18 protein-coding genes and 2 pseudogenes are annotated in these 23,644 nt (G+C 61.9%); 13 read left to right on the top strand and 7 right to left on the bottom strand.

The genetic code is table 11. From position 1 onward, the window contains the following. The first annotated feature begins 25 nt into the window (after positions 1 to 25). From IB265_RS35015 to IB265_RS34995, 5 genes are read left to right on the top strand one after another with little or no spacing between them, the layout of a single operon-like run. Positions 26 to 1,054, top strand: coding sequence for an ABC transporter substrate-binding protein (locus IB265_RS35015; protein WP_113131716.1), 1,029 nt, complete (start codon positions 26 to 28; stop codon positions 1,052 to 1,054). 11 nt (positions 1,055 to 1,065) lie between these two features. Beyond that, on the top strand, positions 1,066 to 2,112 hold the full coding sequence (locus IB265_RS35010; protein WP_057248592.1) for an ABC transporter substrate-binding protein: 1,047 nt from the start codon (positions 1,066 to 1,068) through the stop codon (positions 2,110 to 2,112). After that, positions 2,109 to 3,383, top strand: coding sequence for an ABC transporter permease (locus IB265_RS35005; protein WP_234793208.1), 1,275 nt, complete (start codon positions 2,109 to 2,111; stop codon positions 3,381 to 3,383). Before IB265_RS35010 ends, IB265_RS35005 begins: the two co-directional genes overlap by 4 nt. A gap of 3 nt (positions 3,384 to 3,386) precedes the next feature. Continuing rightward, positions 3,387 to 4,190 (top strand): ABC transporter permease, encoded by an 804-nt coding sequence (locus tag IB265_RS35000; protein WP_192496088.1) that lies wholly within the window; start codon positions 3,387 to 3,389, stop codon positions 4,188 to 4,190. Between the two features lie 10 nt (positions 4,191 to 4,200). Then, positions 4,201 to 4,944 (top strand): SDR family NAD(P)-dependent oxidoreductase, encoded by a 744-nt coding sequence (locus IB265_RS34995; RefSeq protein ID WP_057248595.1) that lies wholly within the window; start codon positions 4,201 to 4,203, stop codon positions 4,942 to 4,944. 19 nt (positions 4,945 to 4,963) lie between these two features. Here IB265_RS34995 and IB265_RS34990 read toward each other — a convergent pair whose 3' ends face one another. Further along, positions 4,964 to 5,641, bottom strand: coding sequence for a GntR family transcriptional regulator (locus IB265_RS34990; protein ID WP_058328824.1), 678 nt, complete (start codon positions 5,639 to 5,641; stop codon positions 4,964 to 4,966). 188 nt (positions 5,642 to 5,829) lie between these two features. Between IB265_RS34990 and IB265_RS34985 the strand changes: the two genes are divergently transcribed. The 4 genes from IB265_RS34985 to IB265_RS34970 are packed head-to-tail and all read left to right on the top strand — an operon-like array spanning position 5,830 to position 10,781. Then, positions 5,830 to 7,194 carry an aminotransferase gene (locus IB265_RS34985; protein ID WP_192496087.1) on the top strand — a complete coding sequence of 455 codons (1,365 nt, stop codon included), beginning with the start codon at positions 5,830 to 5,832 and terminating at the stop codon, positions 7,192 to 7,194. Beyond that, entirely contained in the window at positions 7,169 to 8,641 is a 1,473-nt protein-coding gene (locus IB265_RS34980) for an amidase (RefSeq protein WP_246806147.1), read from the top strand. The genes IB265_RS34985 and IB265_RS34980 overlap by 26 nt, the downstream gene beginning before the upstream one ends. Positions 8,642 to 8,662: 21 nt before the next feature. Beyond that, complete coding sequence (locus tag IB265_RS34975; RefSeq protein WP_113131719.1) at positions 8,663 to 9,745, top strand: ABC transporter ATP-binding protein; 1,083 nt, start codon at positions 8,663 to 8,665, stop codon at positions 9,743 to 9,745. Between the two features lies 1 nt (position 9,746). Further along, complete coding sequence (locus tag IB265_RS34970; protein WP_192496086.1) at positions 9,747 to 10,781, top strand: histone deacetylase family protein; 1,035 nt, start codon at positions 9,747 to 9,749, stop codon at positions 10,779 to 10,781. 24 nt (positions 10,782 to 10,805) lie between these two features. Here the strand turns inward: IB265_RS34970 and IB265_RS37185 are convergent. Then, positions 10,806 to 10,976 (bottom strand): annotated as a pseudogene (locus tag IB265_RS37185) (DNA-binding protein); the annotation flags it as partial. Positions 10,977 to 10,991: 15 nt separating this feature from the next. Between IB265_RS37185 and IB265_RS37920 the strand changes: the two are divergent. Both IB265_RS37920 and IB265_RS34960 read left to right on the top strand, forming a co-directional pair. Next, positions 10,992 to 11,180: a hypothetical protein gene (locus IB265_RS37920; protein WP_375293110.1), complete on the top strand. Its 189-nt coding sequence runs from the start codon at positions 10,992 to 10,994 to the stop codon at positions 11,178 to 11,180. 204 nt (positions 11,181 to 11,384) lie between these two features. Beyond that, positions 11,385 to 12,431, top strand: a complete 1,047-nt coding sequence (locus IB265_RS34960) for an alpha/beta fold hydrolase (protein WP_192496120.1) — start codon at positions 11,385 to 11,387, stop codon at positions 12,429 to 12,431. Positions 12,432 to 12,737: 306 nt separating this feature from the next. Here IB265_RS34960 and IB265_RS34955 read toward each other — a convergent pair whose 3' ends face one another. Continuing rightward, positions 12,738 to 13,892: a DUF4375 domain-containing protein gene (locus IB265_RS34955; RefSeq protein WP_192496084.1), complete on the bottom strand. Its 1,155-nt coding sequence runs from the start codon at positions 13,890 to 13,892 to the stop codon at positions 12,738 to 12,740. 362 nt (positions 13,893 to 14,254) lie between these two features. Here IB265_RS34955 and IB265_RS34950 point away from each other — a divergent pair, with 362 nt between their 5' ends. After that, positions 14,255 to 16,360, top strand: coding sequence for a hypothetical protein (locus IB265_RS34950; RefSeq protein ID WP_192496083.1), 2,106 nt, complete (start codon positions 14,255 to 14,257; stop codon positions 16,358 to 16,360). Positions 16,361 to 16,831: 471 nt separating this feature from the next. On the opposite strand, the gene IB265_RS34945 is transcribed toward IB265_RS34950, so the two are convergent. Continuing rightward, complete coding sequence (locus IB265_RS34945) at positions 16,832 to 18,226, bottom strand: DUF1254 domain-containing protein (protein ID WP_246806146.1); 1,395 nt, start codon at positions 18,224 to 18,226, stop codon at positions 16,832 to 16,834. Positions 18,227 to 18,274: 48 nt separating this feature from the next. Then, positions 18,275 to 19,705: a DUF1254 domain-containing protein gene (locus IB265_RS34940; RefSeq protein ID WP_192496082.1), complete on the bottom strand. Its 1,431-nt coding sequence runs from the start codon at positions 19,703 to 19,705 to the stop codon at positions 18,275 to 18,277. Between the two features lie 237 nt (positions 19,706 to 19,942). On the opposite strand from IB265_RS34940, the gene IB265_RS34935 reads away from it, so the two are divergent. Further along, on the top strand, positions 19,943 to 20,599 hold the full coding sequence (locus IB265_RS34935) for a Crp/Fnr family transcriptional regulator (protein WP_246806145.1): 657 nt from the start codon (positions 19,943 to 19,945) through the stop codon (positions 20,597 to 20,599). Between the two features lie 521 nt (positions 20,600 to 21,120). Here IB265_RS34935 and IB265_RS34930 read toward each other — a convergent pair. Continuing rightward, positions 21,121 to 22,980, bottom strand: a complete 1,860-nt coding sequence (locus IB265_RS34930) for a tetratricopeptide repeat protein (RefSeq protein WP_192496080.1) — start codon at positions 22,978 to 22,980, stop codon at positions 21,121 to 21,123. A 471-nt stretch (positions 22,981 to 23,451) separates the two neighbouring features. Next, positions 23,452 to 23,644: pseudogene (locus IB265_RS34925) on the bottom strand (IS30 family transposase); the annotation flags it as partial.

The following is a 23,644-nucleotide window of genomic DNA, read 5'->3' as shown; positions in this document are numbered from 1 at the left end:
GCTCTCAAAGATAAAAGGGGAACCCATGAGAACTCGGTTTTTTGCGATGATGACGAGTGCCACACTCGTCGTCGCGTCTCCAGCGCTGTCACGCGACCTGACCGTCGTCGGCTTCGGCGGCGCGACACAGGAAGCGATGCGCGAAACGCTCTTCAAGCCTTTTCAGGAGAAAGCCGGCGCGCCGCTACTGGAGGAATCCTATACGGGCGGCATCGCCAAGGTGAAGGCCATGGTCGAGACGGGCACGACCACCTGGGATGTCGTTCAGATGGACGAGAACGAGATGATCCTCGCCTGCGACCAGGGTCTGCTGGAGCCATTCGATTGGGCCAGTCTGCCGAACAGCGCCGAGATCATCGAGCCGGCCAAGTCCGATTGCGGCGTCGGCGCCTTCGTCTGGTCGAAGATCCTCGCCTATGACGGCGACAAGACGAGCGGCGTCACGTCCTGGGCGGATTTCTGGAACCTCGAGAAATGGCCGGGAAAGCGCGGGTTGCGCAAGCAGGCGCGTATGACGCTTGAAGTCGCCCTGCTCGCCGACGGCGCAAAGCCCGAGGAGCTTTACGCCATCCTGGCGACGAAGGAAGGACAGGACCGCGCCTTTGCCAAGCTCGACGAGATCAAGTCGAGCATCCAGTGGTGGGAGAGCGGCGCTCAGCCGATGGAATGGCTGGCCTCCGGCGAGGTGACGATGACCTCCGCCTATAACGGGCGCGTCATCGCCGCAAACCAGCAGGGACGGCATTTCAAGATGTCCTGGACCAACCAGCTCTATGCAATGGACTTCTGGGCCATTCCGAAGGGCGGCAACAGGGATCAGGCGTTCCGCATCGTCAACTTCATGACCAGCCCCGACCCGCAGAAGGCCTTTGCCGAGAAGATGGTCTACGGCGTGACCAATGCCAAGGCGATGGACAGCATCTCCGCCGACATCAAGCCGCAGCTTCCGACGGCCGAGGAGAACATGGCGGGTGCGCTTGCCGTCAGCACGCCGTTCTGGGTGGATCACGAAGAGGAACTTCAGCAGCGCTTCAACCGATGGGTTGCACAATGAGGGAGGATGTCATGAGCTATCGTGGGTTTTTCGGCGGGCTGGGCTTGCTCGTCGCCCTGGCGGGGGCTCCCGCCGCTTTCGCCGATGCCGGCAAGTTGACTGTCGTCGGTGCCGGCGGCGTACTGCAGGATGCCGAGCGCAAGGCCTTCTTCGAGCCCTTCGCGACGTCGTCCGGCGTGGTGCTTACGGAAGATTCCTATTCCGGGCAGATGGCCAAGGTGCGTGCCATGGTCGACAGCGGCAGCGTCTCCTGGGACGTCATGCAGGTGGAGCAGAACACGCTTCTATCCGGTTGCGCCGAGGGCCTTTTCGAGGAACTTGACTGGAGCAGGATCGGCAAGAGGGAGGACTTCATTCCTGAAGCCTATAGCGATTGCGGCGTCGGCGCCTTCGTCTGGTCCATGGTACCGAGCTACGACAAGGTGAAACTGGCGGATGGGCCGAAGAACTGGGCAGACCTGTGGAATGTCGAGAAATGGCCCGGCAAGCGCGGGTTCCGCCAAACGGCGAAGATGACGCTCGAAATCGCACTGCTCGCGGACGGTGTTGCCAAGGACAAGGTCTATGAGGTGCTTGCCACGGATGAGGGCCAGGACCGCGCTTTCGCCAAGCTCGACGAGATCAAGTCGTCGATCCTCTGGTGGACGACGGGTGCGGAATCCGTCGAACGCCTTGCCGCCGGTGACGTCGTCGCCACGGCGACCTTTAACGGCCGTGTCGCCGCGGCCAATGCCTCCGGCAAGGACTTCGCCCTCATCTGGGACGGTCAGGTCTTCGGCATCGACTACTGGGGGATCGTGAAGGGCTCGCCCAATCGGGAGAACGCGGAGAAGTTCGTCGCCTTCGCCTCGACCGAGCGTGCCCAGGCAGCCTTCCCGCAGCACATCGCATATGGAGTCACCAATCTTGCAGCCATTCGCGGCGTCAAGCCGGAAATCGCGAAGAATCTTCCCACGACCGAGGCGAACATGGCCACGGCGGTAGCGCTCAACACCGAATTCTGGGCCGACCACGGCGAGGCGCTCGAGGCGAGATTTGCGACATGGCGCGCGCAATGACGTCGGTTGTTTTCCCGGGGCCGCGCATTGGCGCGGCCGACGGCCGGCCTGGGCGGGTGTCCGCCCTTGCTACCGGCTTTCGCGCCGACAGACGGCGGCAGACGATCGGCAGCCTTGTTCTGATCGGTCCTCTCGTCGTCTTCATCGTCTTCGCCTTCGTGCTACCGCTCGGCACGATGCTGTTCCATGCCATCAACAATCCCGAGGTCCGCAATGCCTTTCCAATGACGCTCGCCTCGCTGGAGGATTGGGACGGGATGGGCACGCCGCCCGATGCGGCCTTCGACGCTGTGGCTGCTGACATCCGCGCGAGTGCCGATCCCAAGACCATGGCGGAGGCGGGTCGCCGACTGAACTACGAGATCACCGGGTTCCGGAGCCTTCTCGCAAAAACGGTCCGAACGGTCCGCAAAGCGCCGGAGCAACCCGCCAGGACACAGTTGCTCGCCATCGACGGGAACTGGGGCAACCCTGCCTATTGGCGGGTCATCCAGCGCAACGGCACACCGCTGACGGCCTTCTACCTGCTCTCGGCCGTCGACCTGCGCCCCGGGGAGAACGGCGGCGTGCAGATGGCGCCGCCGGAGGAGCGGCTGTTCCTCTCAACGCTTATGCGGACTTTGACGATCAGTGCGTTGGTCACGCTGATCTGCCTCTTCGTCGCCTATCCGATTGCCAACGCAATCGTTGCCATCGGTGGTCGACTCTCGGCGATCATGCTGGCCTGCGTGCTCTTGCCGTTCTGGACGTCGCTCCTGGTGCGGACGAGTGCCTGGATCGTCATCCTGCAGAAGGAAGGTGTGGTGAACCGCCTGCTTCAGGCGCTGAACATCACGAACGCGCCGCTCGAGCTCGTATTTAACCGTACCGGCCTCTACATCGCGATGGTGCATATCCTACTGCCATTCATGGTGCTGCCGCTGGTCAGCGTCATGAAAGGCATCTCGCCGTCTTATGTCAAAGCCTCCGCTTCGCTCGGTGCCGGACCCGTCACGACGTTTCTTCGGGTCTATTTGCCGCTCACGCTGCCGGGTGTCGGCGCGGGATGCCTTCTCACCTTCATCATTTCCGCCGGCTACTACGTCACGCCCACTCTCGTCGGCGGTGCATCGGACCAGATGCTGAGCTACTTCGTGGCCTTCTATGCCAACACGACGATCAACTGGGGCATGTCCGCCGCGCTCGGCGTCCTGCTTCTGACCTGTATCCTCGCGCTCTACGGGATTGTCGGGCGGATCGTCGGCATCGGCCGCATCGTTGGAATGGAGTGAGAGATGCCTGTTGCCTTGAGACGCGTACAGATAGCCTTCTGCTGCCTCGCGATGATCTTCCTCATCGGGCCGACGATCGTGGTCATCCCGATCTCCTTCAGCTCGGCAAACTTCCTATCCTATCCGCTGCCGGGCTTTTCCCTGCAATGGTACCAGAAGATCCTGCAGCCGCAGCCCTGGATGTCGGCACTCCTCAACAGCCTGATCATCGGCGCCGGCGCGACTCTGGTGTCCACGGTGCTGGGCACGCTGGCAGCACTCGGCATGTCGCACGGCCGACTTCCGGCGCGGTCCATGATCCTGGCGGTGGTGATCTCGCCGATGATCGTGCCCGTCGTCATCAGCGGCGTCGGAATGTATTTCTTCTTCGCGAAGCTGGGCCTTGTCGCGTCCTTCCTAGGCCTCGTTCTCGCCCACGCGGTTCTGGCGGTGCCCTTCGTGCTGATCACGGTTACCGCCACGCTGAAGAACTTCGACGTGAACCTCGTTCGGGCCGCAGCAAGCCTCGGCGCGAGTCCCTTCCATGCCTTCCGTACGGTGACGCTGCCACTCATCGCGCCGGGCGTTATCTCGGGTGCGCTCTTCGCTTTCGTCTTTTCGTTCGACGAGGTCGTCGTCGCGCTCTTTATCAGCGGGCCGGGCCAGCGCACTCTACCGCGCCAGATGTTCGATGGTCTTCGGGACAATATAGATCCGTCGATCCTGGCGATGTCGACCTTGCTCGTGATCATCTCCATCGTCCTGATGGGGGGCGGGGCCTTGGCCCAGAAGCGTGCCGCCACAAACCGTTCGACTGCCAATGTATAGAGGTGAAGGAATGATCATCGTAACAGGTGCCACGCACGGGATAGGGCGGGCCTGCGTGGAGAAGCTTGCAGCGGCCGGCGCCCGGGTGGTGGCGACGGGCCGGGATGCGGAGGCGGGCAGGGCGCTCGAGGAGATTAGTCCGGGCGTCACCTTCCTGCCCGGCGATGTCAGCCGCGAAGAGGATTGCCGGCGCGTCATCGACCGTGCGCTCGACCTTGGCGGGGGCCATCTTTCGGGCCTCGTCAACAATGCCGGCATGTCGAAGCGCATTTCCTTCGCTTCCGCTACGCAGGGCGATTGGGACGAGGTGCTGGCGGTCAATGCTCGCAGCACGTTCCTTTTCATCCGCCACGCGCTGGAAGGCCTGCGGCGCGGCAGGGGATCAGTCGTCAACATCGCCAGCATCGCCGGAAAGACCGGCGAGGAGGGGCTGGCTGTTTACTGCGCCTCGAAGGCTGCCGTCATCGGCCTCACCCAAGCGCTGGCACTCGAGTTCGGCGACGAGGTGCGTTTCAATGCCGTCTGCCCTGGCCAGATCGAAACGCGCATGATGGACAAGATCATGAGTGATGCCTTGCGCAAGAAGCAGCTCGAACTGCGCATCCCCGCCAATCGCTTCGGGGCCCCGCAGGAAGTGGCGGATGTCGTCGCCTGGCTGCTGTCGGATCAGTCGACCTATGTCAACGGCACGGTTGTGACCGTGGATGGCGGGGAGACCGCCGGCCTGCGCACCCCGCGCATCGCGCAGGTCTAGGACCTCGCCGGCGCCGGTTTCACTCGGCGCCGCGTTCTTCGAAATAGCGCAGGAGACTGGGCGAGGCCCGCTGGATGTCGTTTTCGATGGCCTGGCGGGCCTTCTTCTTGTCGCCGAGCCTCAGCGCTTCGATCAGATGGTCGTGTTCCTCCGCGCCGGTATAGCCGTGCGGGATTTCCCGGTAGTAGACGTTGAGGATCGGCCCCATCGAGACCCACATGCTCTCGATCTGGCCGACCAGCATCGGCATGCGCGACAGACGGTAGACACCGAAGTGGAAGGCACGATTGGAGGAGCGCGCCTCCTCCAGATTGCCGGCCTTTTCATTTTTCACGAAGGCGGCGTGGAAGCTTTCGAGCTGCGTCAGATCGGCGGCGGTCACATGGTCGGTGGCGTGCTCTGCAGCCAGCCCCTCGAGTGCCATGCGGATGAGCTTGATCTGGATGTAGCGGGCGCGGCTGAGGTCAGGCACCGTGACGAACCGGCCGGAGCGCAGTTCGAGAGCCTGTTCGCTGACGAGCCGCAGGCAGGCCTCGCGCACCGGCGTGACGCTGGTCCCGAGCTGCTCTGCGAGATCCTGCATGAGGAGACGGTCGCCCGGAGCGAAGTTACCGATGATAAGGCCTTCGCGCACCTTGTTGTATATCCGGGCGGACAGGCTGCCCGCTTCGCCGGGCTGCATCTCCATAACGCTCATGGGAATTCTCCTCATCTTTTTTGCAGCTCTAGCTGAAAATGCCCGGAGCCGCCAATCGCTTATATCTTATCGCTCGCCGCGGCGGCGTGACGTCGCAAAAAGTTTCTCGCCTCTGGCGAAATTCACTTGCATGCGCTTTCTGATAACTTATAACTTATAAAATATCAAACACGGTTTCGGAGGCTACCTTGCACAATTCGCTGCGGGCGCGCGACATGGCGTACCACTTCCATTCACAGACCAACCCGCGCAGGCATGAGGCCGAGGGCCCCTTGATGATCACGGCAGGGGAGGGTTGCTACGTCATCGACGAGATGGGAAATCGCTATCTCGAGGGCATGGGAGGCCTCTGGTGCGCCTCGCTCGGCTTTCGCAACGAGCGCCTTGCCGACGTTGCGGCAAGCCAGATGCGCAGGCTCGCCACCTATCACACCTTCAATCACCGCTCGAACGACCCGACGGTGGATGTCGTCGAGCAGATCGCGACGCTTTCCCCCATTCCGGGGAGCAAGGTCTTCCTCGTGAATTCCGGCTCGGAAGCCAACGACACGATGATCAAGCTTGCCTGGTACTACAATGTCGCGCGTGGCAAGCCTGGCAAGCGCAAGATCATCAGCCGCAAGGGCGCCTTTCACGGCAGCACCGTCATGGGGGCGGCCCTCGGCGGGCTTCCACACATGCATGAGAGCTTCAACATGCCCGGCCTCAACGTGATCTACACGGAGAAGCCGCACTACTACCGCAACGCCCTGCCGGATGAGAGCGAGGAGGCTTATTGTGTCCGGCTGATTGCCGCGCTGGAGGCCCTGATAGAGGCGGAAGGGCCGGAAACCATCGCCGCGATGATCGCCGAGCCGATCATGGGGGCGGGCGGCGTCGTCACGCCGCCGGCGGGATACTTCCCGGCGCTGCGACAGCTTCTGACGAAGCATGACATCCTGCTTCTTGCGGACGAGGTCGTCTCCGGTTTCGGGCGAACCGGAAAGTGGTTCGGGTCCGAGGCGCTCGGCTTCGTTCCGGACATGATGTCGGTCGCCAAGGGCCTGTCCTCCGGCTACCTGCCCATCGCCGCGGCGGTGATCGGCGATCATGTCTACCAGGCCATTGCCGGCGAAGCCGATCGAATCGGCGTCTTCGGCCATGGCTTCACCTATTCCGGCCATCCGGTCACCGCTGCGGTGGCGGCCGATGTGCTGCGCATCTACCAGGAAATGGATGCGCCGGGCCGAGCCGCCGAACTTGGCCGCCGTCTGTTCGCCGCGCTCGACGCGCGCATTGCCCGTTATTCCCTTGTCGGAGAGATCAGGGGAACCGGCTTCCTTGCCGGCATCGAGCTGGTGGCCGACAAGTCGCGCCGTGCGCCCTTCGATCCCGCTCTGAAGGTCGGCACTCTGGTCGAACAGCGCTGCCGGGCGCATGGCGTCATGATCCGCAACATGGGCGACGTTATTTCCATATGCCCGCCCTTCGTCATGACGCCCGAGGAAGTCGACCAGCTTGTCGACGGCATAGCGGCGGCGCTTGACGATGTCGCCGACCGGCTTGCAGCGTGAGGGCGTGACGATGGACGATTTTGTCAATCTGGACCTCACCGCGCAGGCGGATCTTGTGAAGTCGGGGAAGGCCACCGCCTGGGAGCTGGTCGAGGCGGCAATCCGGCGTGCCAAAAAGGTGAACCCCACGATCAACGCGATCATCGCGCCACTCTATGACGAAGGGCGCGCGGAAGCGGCGCAGGCGGCCACAGACAGCCTTTTCGCCGGGGCCCCGTTCCTGGTGAAGGACCTTTACTGCCACATGAGCGGCGTGCCCACCACCGGGGCCTCCCGGTTGACCCGGAGCTTCGTGCCCGCCCGAGACAGCGAGCTGATGCGCCGCTACCGCGCGGCCGGCCTCAGCACGTTCGGCAAGACCAACCTGTGTGAATTCGGAACGCTTGGCACAACCGAGCCGAAGCTGTTCGGACCGACGCGCAATCCCTGGAACGTCGGTCGGTCCAGCGGCGGTTCGAGCGGCGGCGCCGGCGCGGCGGTGGCGGCGGGCATCGTGCCGGCGGCGCATGGCGGTGACGGGGCGGGCTCGATCCGCATTCCCGCATCCTGCTGTGGCGTGTTCGGGCTGAAACCCTCCCGCGGACGCATCACGCTGGGGCCGGATCTCGGCGACAGCACGGGCGGGATCGTGAACGAACATGTCCTGTCCCGCAGCGTGCGCGACAGCGCCGCACTCCTCGACGCGACACAGGGTTCGATGCCCGGCGATCCCTACGCCGCGCCTCCCCCTTCGGGCGGTTATGCCGATGCGATCCGGATGAAGCCGCGCCGCCTGCGCATCGGCTTCACGACGGCCTCGCTGCTCGGCACCGCGGTCGATCCCGACTGCGTGGCGGCGACGACCGACGTGGCGCGCCTTTGCGAAAGTCTCGGCCACGAGGTCGTGGAATGCGCGCCGTCGATCGACGGGGAAACCTACCGCACCCTGTACAAGCGCTTCTGGGCGATGACCGCGACACGCGCGATCACCGCGCTGGCGCGAAGCCGCGGCGAGGACCCGTCTGGGCTCGTGGCCGAGGTGGAGAGCTTCAATCAGTATCTCTACGGCGTCGGTTCTCGGATCTCGGCGGCCGACTATCTCGTCGATCTCAACTGGTTCCATACGACGGGCAGGACGCTGGCGAATTTCCTGTTCGACGTCGATGTCTGGCTGACCCCGACACTCGGCACGCCGCCGCCGGTACTCGGCCACTTCGATGCCGACAGGCATGGCGGCGAGGCGGTCATGGAGCGCTTCCTCGAGTTTCTCGCCTTCACGACCTTTGCCAACATGGTTGGCTTGCCGGCAATGAGCGTGCCGCTCTACTGGACAGCCGGCGGCCTGCCTGTCGGCACGCAGTTCACCGGCCGGTTCGACGACGAGGCGACATTGCTTCAACTCGCGGCGCAACTGGAAGAGGCGCGGCCCTGGGCGCAGCGCCGACCCGCGGTCCACGCGGCTGAATGACAGATAAAAAGGGGAACCAAAATGTCATCCTCCAACTACGTCGAATTCCTCAACATCGACAAGAGCTACGACGGCCGCAGCCTCGTGGTCGACGATCTCAACCTCACCATCGCGAAGGGTGAGTTCCTGACCATGCTTGGGCCGTCCGGCTCTGGAAAGACGACGAGCCTGATGATGCTCGCGGGCTTCGAGGCGCCAAGCTCCGGCAGTATCCGGATCGACGGACGATCGCTGGAAGCCATGCCGCCACACCGAAGAAACATAGGCATGGTGTTTCAGAACTATGCGCTCTTTCCCCATCTGACGGTCGCTGAAAACTTAGACTACCCATTGCGGGTGCGTAAGGTCGCCAGGCAGGAGCGGAACGCCCGCGTTCGAAGGGCGCTGGAAATGGTCCAGATGGGGGCGATGGGCGGGAGGAAGCCCGCGCAACTGTCGGGCGGGCAGCAGCAGCGCATCGCGCTTGCCCGCGCAATCATCTTTGAGCCGGATGTGGTGTTGATGGACGAACCGCTCGGCGCCCTCGACAAGAACCTGCGTGAACATCTCCAGCTCGAGATCAAGCATCTCCACGAGCGCCTCGGCATAACCGTCGTCTATGTCACGCACGACCAGTCCGAGGCGCTGACCATGTCCGACCGCGTCGCCGTGTTCAACGCCGGCAAGATCGAGCAGCTTGCGCCGCCGAGTGAACTCTACGAACGCCCCTCCACGGCCTTCGTCGCCGGCTTCATCGGAGAAAACAACCGGTTCATGGGCGAGATCGTCGGCGGGAGCGCGGGCGAATACGGCGTTCGCATGGCGGACGGGCAGGTCATCAGCGTCTCCAGCAGCGCGGCCTTTTCGAAGGGCCAGTCCGTCATCGTGTCCCTGCGCCCGGAGCGCCTCTATCTTGAACATGCCGCCGCCTGCAGCAATAGCTTCTCCGGGACCGTCGCCGAGGTCATCTATCTCGGGGATCATCGCCGGGTCCATGTCCGTTTCGGGGACAATGCGACGCTCGTCGCCAAAATTCCCAATGCGGGCACGGGCGTGGATGTCACACCCTTGCAGGCCATTTCGCTCGGCTGGAACAGCCGCGATGCCGTACTGATCCCGGCCTGACATGAAGGCGGTCTATTCCGGCCTGCATCGGTTGCACAATCCCGGCTCCGTCGTCGAAGGGGGCGTTGCCCGGCGGAGCCGGGACGTGCCCGATCGTCTCGACGCGTTGTTGCGGGCGGCGCGGCGTGCCGGGTTCGAGGTTGTCGATGCCGTCGATCACGGGATGGCGCCGCTCGCTGCCGTCCATACGGGTCGTTATCTCAGCTTTCTCTCGTCCGCGGGATGCGGAGACGGGTGTTCCGGGTGGCTCGCGCCGGCTGTCTTCGAAACCCGTCCCGAAATGTACAGACCGGATTGGTCGCGGATTGCCAAGGCGGGTTACCATCTGCGCGACCAACTGACGCCGCTCGGCGAGGGGACATGGCAGGCCGCCTATTGGGCTGCACAGGCGGCACTCACCGCAGCGTCGCTTATCAGCGCAGGAGAGCGGATCACCTATGCCTTGTGCCGGCCGTCGGGTCACCATGCTGGACGGGATTTCGGCGGCGGTGCGACTTACCTGAACAATTCTGCGATAGCGGCGCGGGCGCTTTCGGCCACACTCGGGCGGATAAGCCTCATCGATATCGATGTCCATCACGGCAATGGGACACAGGACATATTCTGGGAGGATCCGCTCGTCTTCTTCGCCTCCCTGCACAGGAGCCCCGCAGACTATTATCCGCACCTAGCCGGCTTTTCCGACGAGACAGGGGGACGATCGGCCCCGGGCCTCACTCTGAACCATCCGCTTTCGGCAGAAACGGGCGACGTGGCCTATATCGCGGCGTTCAGCACGTGCCTTGAAGCGGCACTTTCCCACAGGCCAGAGGTCCTGATCATCTCCCTCGGCTTCGATGCGCTGGCAAGCGACCCGGCGCGAGGCCTTCAGCTCACCGTCGAGGCATTCAGGAAGATCGGGGAAATACTTGGAAGGCTCGATCTGCCGGTGCTGTTGATCCAAGAAGGTGGATACGATCTGATGAGCCTCGAAAAAGCTGTTACGACGTTCTTGCTTGCACTTGCACAGCCGCCGAATGATCCGGCCTGCTCCTGAGAGGCTCCCTCGGGTCAGCAGGTTTGGCGCGATCAGTGTCAACGTGGGGAAATAGGTCCGATTACGGCTGCCATCACGCGTGAGCAGCGGGAATCCGCCGACGGCCGCATGGGCGCCGATGAAGAAGTCGGGGAATACCCCGGTTCTTATTTCCTTCGCTTTGCGATATCGGGCGAAAACTATGCCCAAGCGGAATTCCAGGCACTGGCCATGACGGCTGTGGTCGGCGTTGAGGAAATCCGGCTATACGACATCGATCCGCGTGTCACTGAAAAGACCTTGTCGAACCTGTACGGTTCCGACCTGACGGTCACAGCTTCCACAAGGGCCCAAGATGCGATCATCGTTGATCTGGACGACCCGCGCGACCTGTTAGGCAGGCTGCGGCGATTACTATGAAAAATGCTGATGCTGGCCCGGGGCGTAGAGCGAGAATTGCGCGCTGCTCCTCTCAACGTGGCGATGGGCCTCCGACGTGAGGGAGGGACCAGAGATCATGGAATGTACCTTCTGGGCCAAAATGATCGCATAATGTATCGACTGGAAGGGGCCTCAGCCGTATCGTTTCTTCTCATCGTGATTACCACGACCGGGGAGAGATCGATGTCCCCAGAATTCAACGTTGAGCGCCGTCGCTTGTTGAGCGTGGCTGCCGCCGCAGCCGTCGAACTTGGCTTCGTCGACGCAGCCCATGCGGGCTCAGACAAGTCCTCCACGAAGACGAGCACCGCCACCCTAGCTGCCAGGCGCACGTCCTTTGAATCTATGAAAAGCATCAAGGCCGTCGACCTCGAAATCGGTTACGCCGAGGCTGGTGCCAGCAACGAGCCCGTGGTCCTGCTGCTGCATGGATGGCCCTACGATATTTATAGCTATGTCGACGTCGCGCCGCTGTTGGTCTCAGCCGGTTATCGGGTGATCGTGCCCTATCTGAGGGGTCACGGTACGACCCGATTCCTGTCGAAGGACACCCCACGCAACGGCCAGCAATCCGCCTTGGCCGTCGACATGGTTGCGTTCCTCGATGCGCTCGGCGTCGAAAACGCAATCGTCGGCGGCTATGATTGGGGTGCGCGTACGGCAAACATCATGGCCGCCCTGTGGCCGGATCGTTGTAAGGCGATGGTGTCGGTGAGCGGCTATCTCATCGGCAGCCAAGAGATGAACAAGAAGCCTCTTCCACCAAAGGCCGAGCTCGCCTGGTGGTATCAATTCTATTTCGCCACCGAGCGCGGCCGGCTCGGCTACCAGGACAATACGCGCGACTTCGTTCGTCTGATCTGGGAGACCGCCTCGCCGACCTGGCAATTCGACGACGCGATCTTCGCGCGTTCGGCCACGGCGTTCGAAAACCCGGACCATGTCGATATCACCGTCCATAATTATCGCTGGCGGCTGGGCCTGGTCGAAGGCGAATCCCGCTTCGACGCATTCGAAGAAATACTTGCCAAGAGCCCGGTGATCACGATCCCGACGATTACCCTCGAAGGCGATCAGAATGCCGCGCCGCATCCCGAGCCTAAAGCTTATGCCGGCATGTTTTCCGGCAAGTATCAGCATCGCAACATCACCGGCGGCATCGGCCACAACCTGCCGCAGGAAGCGCCGGAAGATTTCGCGCAGGCGATCATCGACGTCGACCGGCTGTGAAAGCGATGGCGTATTGATGCACCGCGCTGCCGGCAATGTCGGCGCCTATGCGGTGCAGTTTGCCCGCAAGGCGGGCTGAAGGTTATGCCACGGCTGGTGCCGCTGACATCGAGACGGTGCGGTCGTTGGCGCACGTATCGTCGTGGATTTCCACAAAGAGTGCTCGGCGGATTATGCGCGCGAGTGGATGCCGTGATCTTGCAAGCATCGGATCTTCCGATGTCTGCCCGTCTTTGGTTCGCGATGTCGCCTTGGTCATCGCACAAGGAGGCGCTTATGAAGTGTCCTCTATTCACCAGCGACTGCTCAATTGTCGCGGAGACCTTGTTTGTGGACTTCGATCTCTGCCAATGAAATCGGATCGTAGATTTCCCCAGGCCTCTGCCCGGCGAGCACGTACATCGCGTCCTTCTTGGTCATCATGAATATCTCGTCGCCGGCAACGATCTTGAATATCGGATTTGGAATACCGTCGACCGGCTCACATGGCTGGATGATGCAGCCGGTGAAATCCGGTCTCACCCGGCTGAGGGCAAGGTCGGCGGCCATTGCAAGTGGTTCTCCCTCGGCGAACGACAGCATTTGATCAATATCCGTTGTGCCCGCGAACCCGATGAGCGCGGCAGCCTTCCAGGTTACTCCCTCGCCACCAAGTTGGAGAGCGTAGAGGCGAACCCCCGAGCTGTCGCAAACAGCGCCCCGCAATCCGAAGCTTGTTTGAACGATCCAGGCCTCCAGATGGCGCCCGTCGACCTCGATCGTCTCCCGGTTTCTGCCCTCGAACAGAGTTTCGTTCGCCGCGTCGACCGCCATTCCGATGGCGAGGTGTACATCGTCGGACAACACCTGCTGGAAAGCGCCAACACGCGTTTCTGAAAGTCGATGCAAGCGGCGGGCGTTTGCCCGTGCACACTCGTTCCATGCCTTGCGAAGCTCTGCCGGCTCGACAAGCCTGAGGCCCGACCAACTCCTGATCCAGGTCGCGGCACGAGGTGCCACGGGACTCTCCACTTGTTGCCGGTTGAATGCTTCGTCCAGAATGTCCAGCGCAGGGTCCCTGCCTCCCTTGAAGCCGGTCTGTGCGGACGCCTTGTCGGGATTGGCTGCCGTCCATACGGTCAGTTCCCGCATCAGGTTCGCCTGACCGGTGGCCCCCATGGCTGCCAGACCGGCTTCCGCATTCGCGAAAATCATCTGCCACCTTGTCCCGCAGTTGTGAACGAATTGGCTATGGCCGCCATTGTTGATCTGAGCGACGTAGAAGTCTGCGTGATACAATTGAACGAGATGAGGGGGCAACTCTTCCTGCCGATATAAGCCGTCTGTGAAGAGGTAATTGACGAAATCCACGATCGTCGCAATGAGCTCGAGATCCGCATCATTAGGGTCAGCGATAGTGTCCCGGGGAACAGGAACGGAAAAGGCGGCCACCGGTGGACTTTTGCGTTTTCCAAACACCATTTCAATCTCCGCAGCTTTCCGGAATTCTTTCGTTCAGAGCTTCGCAATTCACGGGGTGACGATCACATCGACTACAGGCTTTGGCTATGGAAACCGTAAATATCGCGGCTCAGATCCGGCGGAACATGGCGAAGTGCCGCGTCGCTTCGGGTTGTTCTCCATTGCTCAGAAGTCCGTCGCGCAGACCGACGATCAATCGGCTTCGCTCCCAGACACCGGACATTGCGGTGAAGCGCTTAAGTAGTCCTTGCGAAGACGAACGGTCATTTCAGCATTGGCCTCCGCGATCATTTTACACCCACAGGTTTAACGGTTGTTGAAACCGTTTCCCGCTATAGAAGGCTGTCAAGCGGGAGGCTGCAATGCTCAAAGTCGAAAGGATTTCGGACTGTCTGCGCGTTAGCGGGCATCCGCGGGCATCCGAATGGCTTCACCTGCCCGATGAGGCTCCTGAAGGCGGATTTGGTGTTGCGGGTCCCGACCACATCTGGACGTGCAATCGCGCGGGTCTGTTCCGCCTGCATAGTGTGCTGCAGCAAAGCATCCACGCAGAAATCGATCTGGAGACACCACTCTCACGAAGCCTGCGGCTGTCGAGCCGGGGCGGGCGGTATCTGTATCTGCTGCAACCGCTAGGCAGTTCAATCAAGGCGGAAAGCCGCCGGCTCATCGTCATCGACATCCCGGCCGGCCGTGTTGAGGCAATCCATGACGGTCTGCCGGGCTTTGCCGGCGAGATAACCGAACGCGAAGACGGCAGGTTGCTGATCGATTTCATCGACGGGTCCAGTGGGACGCCACGCAGCATGGTCATGCTTCTGGACCCCCTGACTGGTGACCGGGAGCAGTCTTTCGTTGCGACGCCGCGAATGACGCCCGGCAAACTCAACGTGCTCTTCATGAGCCGAAGCCCGGATGGCCGGTATTGGATCAAGTTCGACCATGCGCGGCTTCCCCGCCATCTGGAACCGGCAAGCAGCATCGGCAAGGTGTTCGGCAGGAAAGGCGGTGAGCCGCGCTACGGCCTGTCCCTCCAGATATGGGAAGCCTTCCCGATGCGCTTGTTGCGGCGGGTGACCGCCGTGTGGCTTAAGGCAGTGGAACTTCCGGACGAGACACATCTCTGTGCGACGCCGGTAAAGCCGCCGGCCGCGGATGCGCCCCATCCCATGACCGCCCGGCGCGCGATCTGGGAGGCGATCTCGACGACGCTCGCGGCCTTCGACGGCGACCCGCTGGAAGACGCCCCGCCCCGAGAGGCCTATCCGGCGGAATTCGCAGATGACGACAGGATGTGGAAGAGGATCGTCGACAACTACGGCGAACTTCCCAAATCCTTGCGCGTAGTTGGGTGGCAGCCGGATGGGGCTGCGTTCTGGGTGGATACGGGCAATTTTCTCACCTGCGTCGGCCTCGACGGCACGATCTCGCCCCGGCTGTTTCTTGACCGGCACGGCGTTAACACCTTGGGCCTCGTCTGCCCGATCGCAGAGCGGTACAAGCAACTCGAGCCGCTTCCTAACCGCAAGGCGCGGGCAATCTACGAAACGGGCACTGCGATCTTCGACGGCCGGCTTCACACCGACCCATATGCGATCGTCTCGATCCCTACATCTCACGATCAGTGGCAGGCGCCGGATCTCAGCGTCCCTGCGCGCGTGCAGGAGGCAGCAACGCTCTGCAAGGTCCATACACTGGAGCGGGTACGCAACCGGATCACTATCCCGGTCGCCGACTGGTCGGAGGCTGGTCGCATCGACGCCATCAATGCTCTTGCTGCGGAGATGACCGGCGAAATCTACCGTATGGCAGTCGACCGTGAAATCCAGGTATCGTTCGTCGCGAACGACAGGACCGTCAGCGAGTTCGATTTCTTTGCGGACGTTCCCACACATTGCCCGACTGCCGTCCCGGCACTGCGACAGCTGGTCGGTGGTTTCGTGGAGGCCAGCCAACCCGACCGCTTCCTGTTCTCGGTGGCGACGGACGGCGTCGGGCTGCTGTCAAGCGCCGTCCACGCCTTGGGATGCATGGATCGTACGGCACTTCCCCTGATCAAGGACTACGGCCGACTGGTGGATCCCGGACATGAATACGTCTTTGCGGGCACGACCGTTCCGGCCATTGCGAAGGCGCACGGTTGGACTGCCGACATTGTCGACTTCGTCTTCTGGGTTATCGCCCGCGACTTCTACAACACCAGGCAGGACCATCGGACGGCCTGGCGCGAGCTGGGTCTGCGAAATGCCGTCAGCAGGCAGGACCCGGGCGCGTTCGCACGACACATCTTGTTCGCGATCGCTGATCTAATGCAAACCGCCCGGCCGCCAACCCGTTACGGCACGACCGGCATGGATCGATTTGCGCAACACGTGTCTGATCCAGACGATCTGTGGACGAGCGAATTCCTCCGAAGATTGAGAGAGTACGGTCCGATCGTGCGGAAGCGTTCAGAACCCGGTCGATGAGGGGGAAGCGGCGGCATTGAAAGGGCCGGAGCGATATCGGCAGCGCATCGCCGAGCGCGTCGAGTTGTTGCTCGGTGTTTTCGCGACGTCGCTTTGCAAACGGGTTCTGTGTTCGTATCGCCTTCAAGGCGAGGGATAGGAGACATCCGTGCGGCCGGCTTCCCGTCGTCGCGTGGAGAGTTCGCGTTGCTACCTATGATATGAACGCCCGAGGAGCGTCAGGAGCGGATACTTGGCCAGTGTGCCCGAGTGTCTCAATTGGGGCCGAGAGCAGACCGGAAGCTTCGGGCAGCGAACCTTCAAGAGCCGACATTCGGGTTGGCGTGGGCACCGTCGCAAGTTGACCCCAGCGAACCGTCTCAGACGGCCCGCTTCAGCTCAAATGCAGCCTCCGATCCACGCCGTCCCCAAGCCTGAACCTCGGCTGGGTCACGCACGGGGATCGGTCGGTGTTCAGCAGATCGGTGAAGCTCAGTCCACCCGCTTCACCGGCGGCGGCCCCCAGGTGCCGTTCGTTGCCTCGACCATGGGCCAGTAGAGACGCAGATTCATGGTGAAGGAGCCGTTCTTCGGAGCCGGTAGCCAATTGGTTTCCTTGTCCTTGCCTGGCGATTCCCGCTGGATGTAGAGGTCGAGCGAGCCGTCGGCATTGAAGGCCAGCGCGTCGCGGTCGCCGATCGCATAGCGGTCGATCGGATTGGCGGTGAAGAGTTGGCGCTCGTCATACATCGTCAGCGACCAGAAGCCGCGCACCGGCGGGATTTGATCTTTCTCGAAATGCATCACGTAACGCTTGTCGCTCTCGAACGGCTGGCCGTCCGCATCCTGGAAGGCCGTGGGGTAGATCGCATCGTCGGGCACATTCGCGCCGAGCCCCCCATAGGCCACGCCTGCCCGGTGCAGATAGTCCGCCCCATAGGTGCCGATGGCGGTGAGGTTGGTGCGCCAGCCATTCTGCGAGACACCTGCGTTCTGCCATGCTGCCCTGATCGACGGCTGTGCCGCCGCAGGAGCAGCATTCAGCGCATCCTGGATTTCCTTGGACTTGTCTGCGAGCGAGAAGCTTTCGCCCGGCACTATGCCAATCCGCTTCATCCGGTCGAGGATCGGATAGTCGTTGGCATGCGGCGGATGCTGCTTCAGCAGTTCCGCAAACAGCGTGAAGAAGGTAGCGCCGTCCATATTGTCCACTTGCTCGGGCGGCGAGCTCATATCCTGCTTTGGATCGACCCCGCTTTTCGGCGGCGTGTGGGGTTTGCCGTAGGCGCTCAACGGCACGGCCTTCATTTCGTTCTGGAATTGGTGCACGGCCTCGTAGTCGGCCTTGCCGTTGGTCTGCACGCGCCCGCCGATCCAGCCGCCGGCCGTCGGACTGTCATAGCGGGTCACGCCTGGTGGCAGCTCACCCGTCCAGCCCGGGCCTACAATGGCGAAGGTCTGCGGCCCGCTGCCCGTGGTGCGCGAGCCGGGAACGGCGAATACGTCCGACCATTTGTCGAGCATGGGCAGCAGGTAGTAGCGCTTGCCGGAATCCGGCACGGTGACGATGAGCGGTTCCTTCGACACGTCGTAGACCAGCGAGGAATAGAGAGTGTCGGCATTCGGCCGCACGACGATCGTAAAGGAGGGATCGGGGAAGGCCCGCGCGTGCCCGAACTGGTTGACAGGCGCGTCGGTGTTACCGGGTGGCTCGGCGACATTCGTCGAGACGCGGCCGCTCACCTCCATGAGGACGAGCGGGTAGGCATAGATATACGCTTCTCGCGCGATCTCCCGGGCTGCGTCCGGCGAAACCGCCTGCTGCGCAAAGGCGGCCGGCGCTCCGAGCGTCATCAACGCGCATGCGGCGATAAGTGTTTTCCTCAATTGTACCTCCTGTGGGGAAACTCGACTCTTCGCTAAGAAAGTGGCGTCTCAATTCACGCGCTTGAAGGGCGGTGGGGTCCAGCTTCCGTCGAGAACCTCCTGCCGCGGAGAATAGATGCGCATCGTCGGCTGGAACTCGTCCTTCGGTGCCGGCAGCCAGTTCGCTTCCTTGTCCGCTCCGGGCGAGTCCGCCTGGAGATAGATGTCGAGCGATCCGTCGGCGTTGTAGGTGAGATTGTCGCGGTCGCCGATGGCAAAGCGGTTGATCGGGTTCGGGACCTGGAATCCTTCCTTGTCGTACATCGTGATGGACCAGAAGGCGTTGGCCGGCGGCGTCTGCCCCTTGTCGAAATGAAGCACGTATTTGTTAGCGCCGCTGAGCGGCTTGCCTTCGCCGTCGATAAATGCCGTAGGATAGACAGCGTCCTCGGCAAGGTTGGCCCCAAGACCACCCAGAGCGATCAGCGTGCGCCATTGATAGGCGGTTCCGTAAGCGCCCATATGCTCCCTGCCGATGTTCCAGCCGTTTTCGGCCGGGGTCATGGTGAGCATCCTTACCGGCAATGCGGCGAGCGTTTCCTTTGCCGCCTTATTGACGATGTCCCTGGTCTGAGGGGCGAGCTTGGCGGCGTCGAAGGGCTTGCCCGGCTCCACCCCGAGCTGGCGGAGGCGCAGCAGGATCGGATAGTCGTTCGGGTGCGGCGGGTACTTGACCATGAGATCAGCGAGTCGCGTCAGCATTGCGACGCCGTCGAGGCTGTTCACCTGGACCAGCGGCGGCGTGGTGTTGTCGACTGACGCATCGACGGGCATGTTCTTGGGCGGCGCGTAGTCTTTGCCCCACTGCGAAAGCGGCGTCAGCCTGTAGCCGTCCTGCACCTTGTGGACGGCGTCGTAGTCCGCCGGACCATTGGTCTGCGTGCGACCGATTATCCAGATCGCCGAGGTCGGCGCGGTGATCTTCACAACGCCGTCTGGCAGTGTTCCCGTCCATCCCGGAGCGACAATCGCATATGTGCCGGCTTCATTGCCGGTCGTGCGGGTACCGACGACGGCAAAGACGTCGGTCCACATATCGAGCATCGGAAGCAGATAGTAGCGGCCTTCGGTATCCGGCACCGAGAGGATGACCGGTTCGCGGGAGAGGTCGAGCCAAGCGAACGAATAGAGCGTGTCGAAATTGAACCGCACCACATCCTTCTCATCAGCCTTCGGATAGGCCCGCGCATGCGCGAACTGATTGACCGGTGCCCGCATGTTGACTGTGGCGTCATCCGGCACGTTGGTCGCCTGGCGCATGGTCACGTCCATGCTGACGGTCGGGTAGGCGTAGAGATAGGTTTCTCTTGCGATTGCGTAGGTTTCCTCGGGCGTCAGCGCGACCTCGGCGGTTTGCGCCCCGGCAATTCCTTGCAGGCCAACGCAGAGCCCGAAAACGAGCAGTGCCTTCTGGCAGGTTTTTGTGATGGTAGGCCGCATCATTGTCTTTCCTTTTTCACTGACCCTGAGGCCCTGAGGCAAGGTCGCGCGCACCAACTGGGTTTTTGCCCGCGGTACGCTTTCCACGGCCTTGGCCGAAGTGGTGTGGCAGGGCGCAAAACGAGTGATTGCCGTTGCTGCTAGCGTAGAACAATGAAAAGTTGTATTTGTCCCGAATCGGACAAAAGATGAGCTTTTTTTGTGGCACGTATCACGAGGATGAACGCCAATCGGCTCATGAGCGAGCGCGGCTGGCTGCCGCTGTTGCCGGAGGCGTTCCGGGCCGAGGTCTTGCGGCGTTCCGTACTGCAGCATTTCGCTCCCGGCCAGCCCGTATTCCATCTCGGCGATCCGCCCGGCGGCATCTACGGGCTCGTCGCAGGCACTGTCAGCGTCAGCCTTGCGCCATCAGGCGCTTCTCCTCGCCTTATCCTCCTCGGGGTTCCTGGTCATTGGACCGGTGAAGCCTGCTTCCTCACCCGAAAACCGCGGCGGGGCGAGCTTCGGGCCGTCACAGAAACGACGCTGATGCATCTTCCCCTAGATGCGATCGACCAGATGGCCCCGCGCGACCCGCAAGTGGTGCATCACGTGGCGCTCATCCTGATGATGAGCGTCGAGTTCCTGTTTCGCGTGATCCATGATCTGCAGAAGCCCGAGGCGGACCGGCGGGTCGCCTCTGTGCTTCAGCGTACGACGTGGATCGGTGAAGAAACCCCGATTCCGCTGACCCAGAGCGAGTTGGGCGTTATGGCCAATGCGTCACGCAAGCAGGTGAATGCCGCCCTCAAGCGCTTCTCGAAGGCTGGATGGGTGACGAACGCCTATCGCTCCATCATGATTGCCGACCCCGGAGCGCTACGTCGCTTCGCCGAGGGAGACGAAGCGGATTAGTGACGTGCCGGCTGAGGCCCACTGGCGATGAGATGCGTCGGGGCCGATGATGTCCCGCAGCGGATGGACTTGTTCGTCCGACGGCCTGCTCTTCTCCTACTCGTGAACAGGTATTTCCGGGTCAAAAGGTCAACGACCTGGTGCGCTGAGCTCCGCTTCTGGCGCGACCACGACCTCCAGAATGGTCCCCGCGATGTCTGCTTCCAGGCGGAGGCAAAGTGTGCCGCAACGGCCGACATGACGGCGCAAAGCGGTCGTTCTTTGGAATTGAGAAAGCTAAATCGACGCGTGCAGCCTCACTATGAGCGGGGCTGCACGTGCTCATATCTCAGTGTGCTCCGCGCGTTCCAGTGCATCCTCAATGTCCACGCCAAGATACTTGACGCCAGCCTCGCGGGATATATTCGAGCCGGGTGAGGATCAGTCTCCGAGTTACCTTATGATGCATGGTCCACGTCGGATTGGCCTAGCTCATCTAGCCTACGGAATGCTTGGATAAACAGTCGAGCCCGTTTCGATGGCTAATCGATCAGTTCCAGCAGTTTCGCATAGCGTGGATGGCTTCGGATGGGATCAAAATCCGAATCGTTCTTGAACCAGGATTTCATATGAGGCCCAACCTTTTGCAGGTAGGGTTCCAGCAGGTCGATTGCGTGATCTGGCTCGCCGAGCAGCGAATAGACGCAGGCAACGTTGTACAGCGCATTGTTGTCGTCGGCATCGATCGCCAGAGCGCGATCTGCCCACTCCTTGGCCCGCTCATGCTGGCCAAGAGCAATGAGGGCGATGGCGCCGAGTTGGGCGGGATCGGAATTTTCGGGATGCTGCCTGAGGGCGCGTTCCGCCCGCTCGAGCCCCACGGCGGCCAGCTTGGCCTCCTCGTCGTGTCGACCGAGCGAGTGCAAGGCGTTCATGACCAGGAGCGGCGATCGATAGTCGTCGGGGTTGATGTCGGCGCAGCGTTCGTAGAGTTCGACCGCTTTTTCAAGATCGCCTTCTGCAAACGAGTGTCGGGCATAGAAGTAATGGCCTTCATAGGAATTCGGATCCAACGCGATCGCGCGTTCGAATTCGGCGACCGCGTCGCCGTGCCGGCCGTTTGTCGACAGCGCAAGGCCGTGCGAGGCATGTGCCTCGGCGAGGCTGGGATCAAGCGCCAGCGCCTTGGCGCAGGTCGCCAACAGCGCCTCGAGCGAGATCTCCGCACCGTGCCAGGCATGCAGGGCCGAATCGCAATCGGCGATCCCGGCATAGGCGCGCGCATAGTTGGGATCCAGATCAGCCGCCCTGGCGAAGAGGCGTCGCGCCAGTTGCAGCGATCCTTTGGTGCGCGTGTGGAAAAACTCGCGGCCTCTGAGATAGTTGGTATAGGCTTCGACATTCGCGGTCGGCGCCTGTCCAATCGCCTTCTTTTCTTCCGGCAGCAGTTTTACCTTGAGTTGCTCGACGATTGTGTGCGTGATTTCGTCCTGGATCGCAAAGATGTCGGTGAGGTCGCGGTCGTAGCGATCGGCCCAGAGGTGCGTTCCATCCTTGCCGTCGATAAGCTGCGCAGTGATCCGCACGCGTTGTCCGGCTTTGCGCACGCTTCCTTCAAGTACAGTAGCGACATGGAAACGCCGGCATACGTCCTGTATGTCGACCAACTTGCCCTTGTAAGTGAACGCGGAGTTGCGGGCGATGACCGAGAGCCCGGAAATCTTCGACAGGTCGGTGATGATGTCCTCCGTAATGCCGTCGGAGAAATATTCCTGCTCCGGATCGCCACTCATGTTGTCGAAGGGCAGCACGGCGATCGAAGGCTTTTCCTTTGCCAGCGCTGCCTTGGGCGCCGCGCCGGTTGCTACGCCCTGCGGCGGGGTGCGCTGGAAGAGGTCAACGTTATAGACCCGCACTGGCCGGTCGATGTTCTTCAGCGTCTGCTCGCCCCTGTCCTCGAAGGCGAGGTCGAGCCGGTTGCCGACATTGTCGCGAACGGAGCCGGACACGGCGATGCCGCCCGGCTGGGCAATGCTCTCGATGCGCGCGGCAATGTTGACACCGTCGCCGTAGATGTCGTTGTCTTCGAAGATGATGTCGCCGAGATGAATGCCGATGCGAAATTCGATGCGGCGGTCATCGGGCACGTCGACGTTGCGCTCGCGCATCCTGCGCTGGATGTCTGCAGCGCAGGCGACTGCATTCACCACGCTCGGGAATTCGACCAGCATGCCGTCGCCGGTGACCTTGACGATGCGCCCCTGATGCTCGTTGATCTTGGCGTCCGCCATCTCGCGGCGGTGCGTCTTCAGCGCTGCGAGTGTCCCCGCCTCGTCGAGGCCCATAAGGCGGCTGTAACCGACGACGTCGGCGGCCAATATTGCGGTCAGGCGGCGTTCCATGATTGGTGGGGCTACTGACTCCGGAACTGTATCTTAGCAGTTTTCTACGTTGAAAATTCTCTTTTTCGTCGGCCAACAGTCGCCCGGCTGCATGGCAGCCTCCGTGGCGCGACTGGAGGACGGCGAGGATCGACAGAGAGCAATCGCCATAACTGCCGACAGGGCAAACCAAATACGCCTCAGCAGCAGTGCAACAGCGACCTTAACACCCGATCGTGCGCTACAGTTGAATTTCGCGGTGTTCCTTGAGCACAGACAAAAGCGATTGTGTCCGCTTTCGGAGCTCGGCAAAACTGGCTTTAACGTCCGAAATGGGGGCGCAATACTGCCGTTCACAGACTTAAGCGGGGGCGTCGCCTTACAGGCGGACAGAATCGCGCTCCCCACGAGTCCTGCACGGCTTGTTGCTGTGATGTTCACTTTTGGGAGATCCTAACTGAAGTGCAACACGCCGGTTTTCAGGGTAGGGGTTCAGCCTCCCTCTTGCAAATGTGCCCGAAACACTTCGGCCGGTGTTCTGTAGTCGAGGCACTTTCTCGGCTGGTCGTTGAGATGGCGAGCAAGCTGGATGAGCTTGCGTTGCGACACGCCTGCAAGGTCGGTATCGCCTGGCATGAAGCGGCGGATGCGCTTGTTGGCGTTCTCCACCGCGCCTTTCTGCCAC

This window comes from Ensifer sp. ENS10, from assembly GCF_014852025.1.
Lineage (GTDB): Bacteria > Pseudomonadota > Alphaproteobacteria > Rhizobiales > Rhizobiaceae > Ensifer.
The sequence above is the reverse complement of the archived record's forward strand: the minus strand, read 5'-3'. Positions and strand labels throughout refer to the sequence as shown.

Bases quoted from the DNA above. Each gene is read 5' to 3' on its own strand.
- IB265_RS35015 (WP_113131716.1), top strand. From the start codon at position 26: ATGAGAACTCGGTTTTTTGCGATGATGACGAGTGCCACACTCGTCGTC.
- IB265_RS35010 (WP_057248592.1), top strand. From the start codon at position 1,066: ATGAGCTATCGTGGGTTTTTCGGCGGGCTGGGCTTGCTCGTCGCCCTG.
- IB265_RS35005 (WP_234793208.1), top strand. From the start codon at position 2,109: ATGACGTCGGTTGTTTTCCCGGGGCCGCGCATTGGCGCGGCCGACGGC.
- IB265_RS35000 (WP_192496088.1), top strand. From the start codon at position 3,387: ATGCCTGTTGCCTTGAGACGCGTACAGATAGCCTTCTGCTGCCTCGCG.
- IB265_RS34995 (WP_057248595.1), top strand. From the start codon at position 4,201: ATGATCATCGTAACAGGTGCCACGCACGGGATAGGGCGGGCCTGCGTG.
- IB265_RS34990 (WP_058328824.1), bottom strand. From the start codon at position 5,641: ATGAGCGTTATGGAGATGCAGCCCGGCGAAGCGGGCAGCCTGTCCGCC.
- IB265_RS34980 (WP_246806147.1), top strand. From the start codon at position 7,169: ATGTCGCCGACCGGCTTGCAGCGTGAGGGCGTGACGATGGACGATTTT.
- IB265_RS34975 (WP_113131719.1), top strand. From the start codon at position 8,663: ATGTCATCCTCCAACTACGTCGAATTCCTCAACATCGACAAGAGCTAC.
- IB265_RS34970 (WP_192496086.1), top strand. From the start codon at position 9,747: ATGAAGGCGGTCTATTCCGGCCTGCATCGGTTGCACAATCCCGGCTCC.
- IB265_RS37920 (WP_375293110.1), top strand. From the start codon at position 10,992: ATGACGGCTGTGGTCGGCGTTGAGGAAATCCGGCTATACGACATCGAT.
- IB265_RS34960 (WP_192496120.1), top strand. From the start codon at position 11,385: ATGTCCCCAGAATTCAACGTTGAGCGCCGTCGCTTGTTGAGCGTGGCT.
- IB265_RS34955 (WP_192496084.1), bottom strand. From the start codon at position 13,892: ATGGTGTTTGGAAAACGCAAAAGTCCACCGGTGGCCGCCTTTTCCGTT.
- IB265_RS34950 (WP_192496083.1), top strand. From the start codon at position 14,255: ATGCTCAAAGTCGAAAGGATTTCGGACTGTCTGCGCGTTAGCGGGCAT.
- IB265_RS34940 (WP_192496082.1), bottom strand. From the start codon at position 19,705: ATGCGGCCTACCATCACAAAAACCTGCCAGAAGGCACTGCTCGTTTTC.
- IB265_RS34935 (WP_246806145.1), top strand. From the start codon at position 19,943: ATGAGCGAGCGCGGCTGGCTGCCGCTGTTGCCGGAGGCGTTCCGGGCC.
- IB265_RS34930 (WP_192496080.1), bottom strand. From the start codon at position 22,980: ATGGAACGCCGCCTGACCGCAATATTGGCCGCCGACGTCGTCGGTTAC.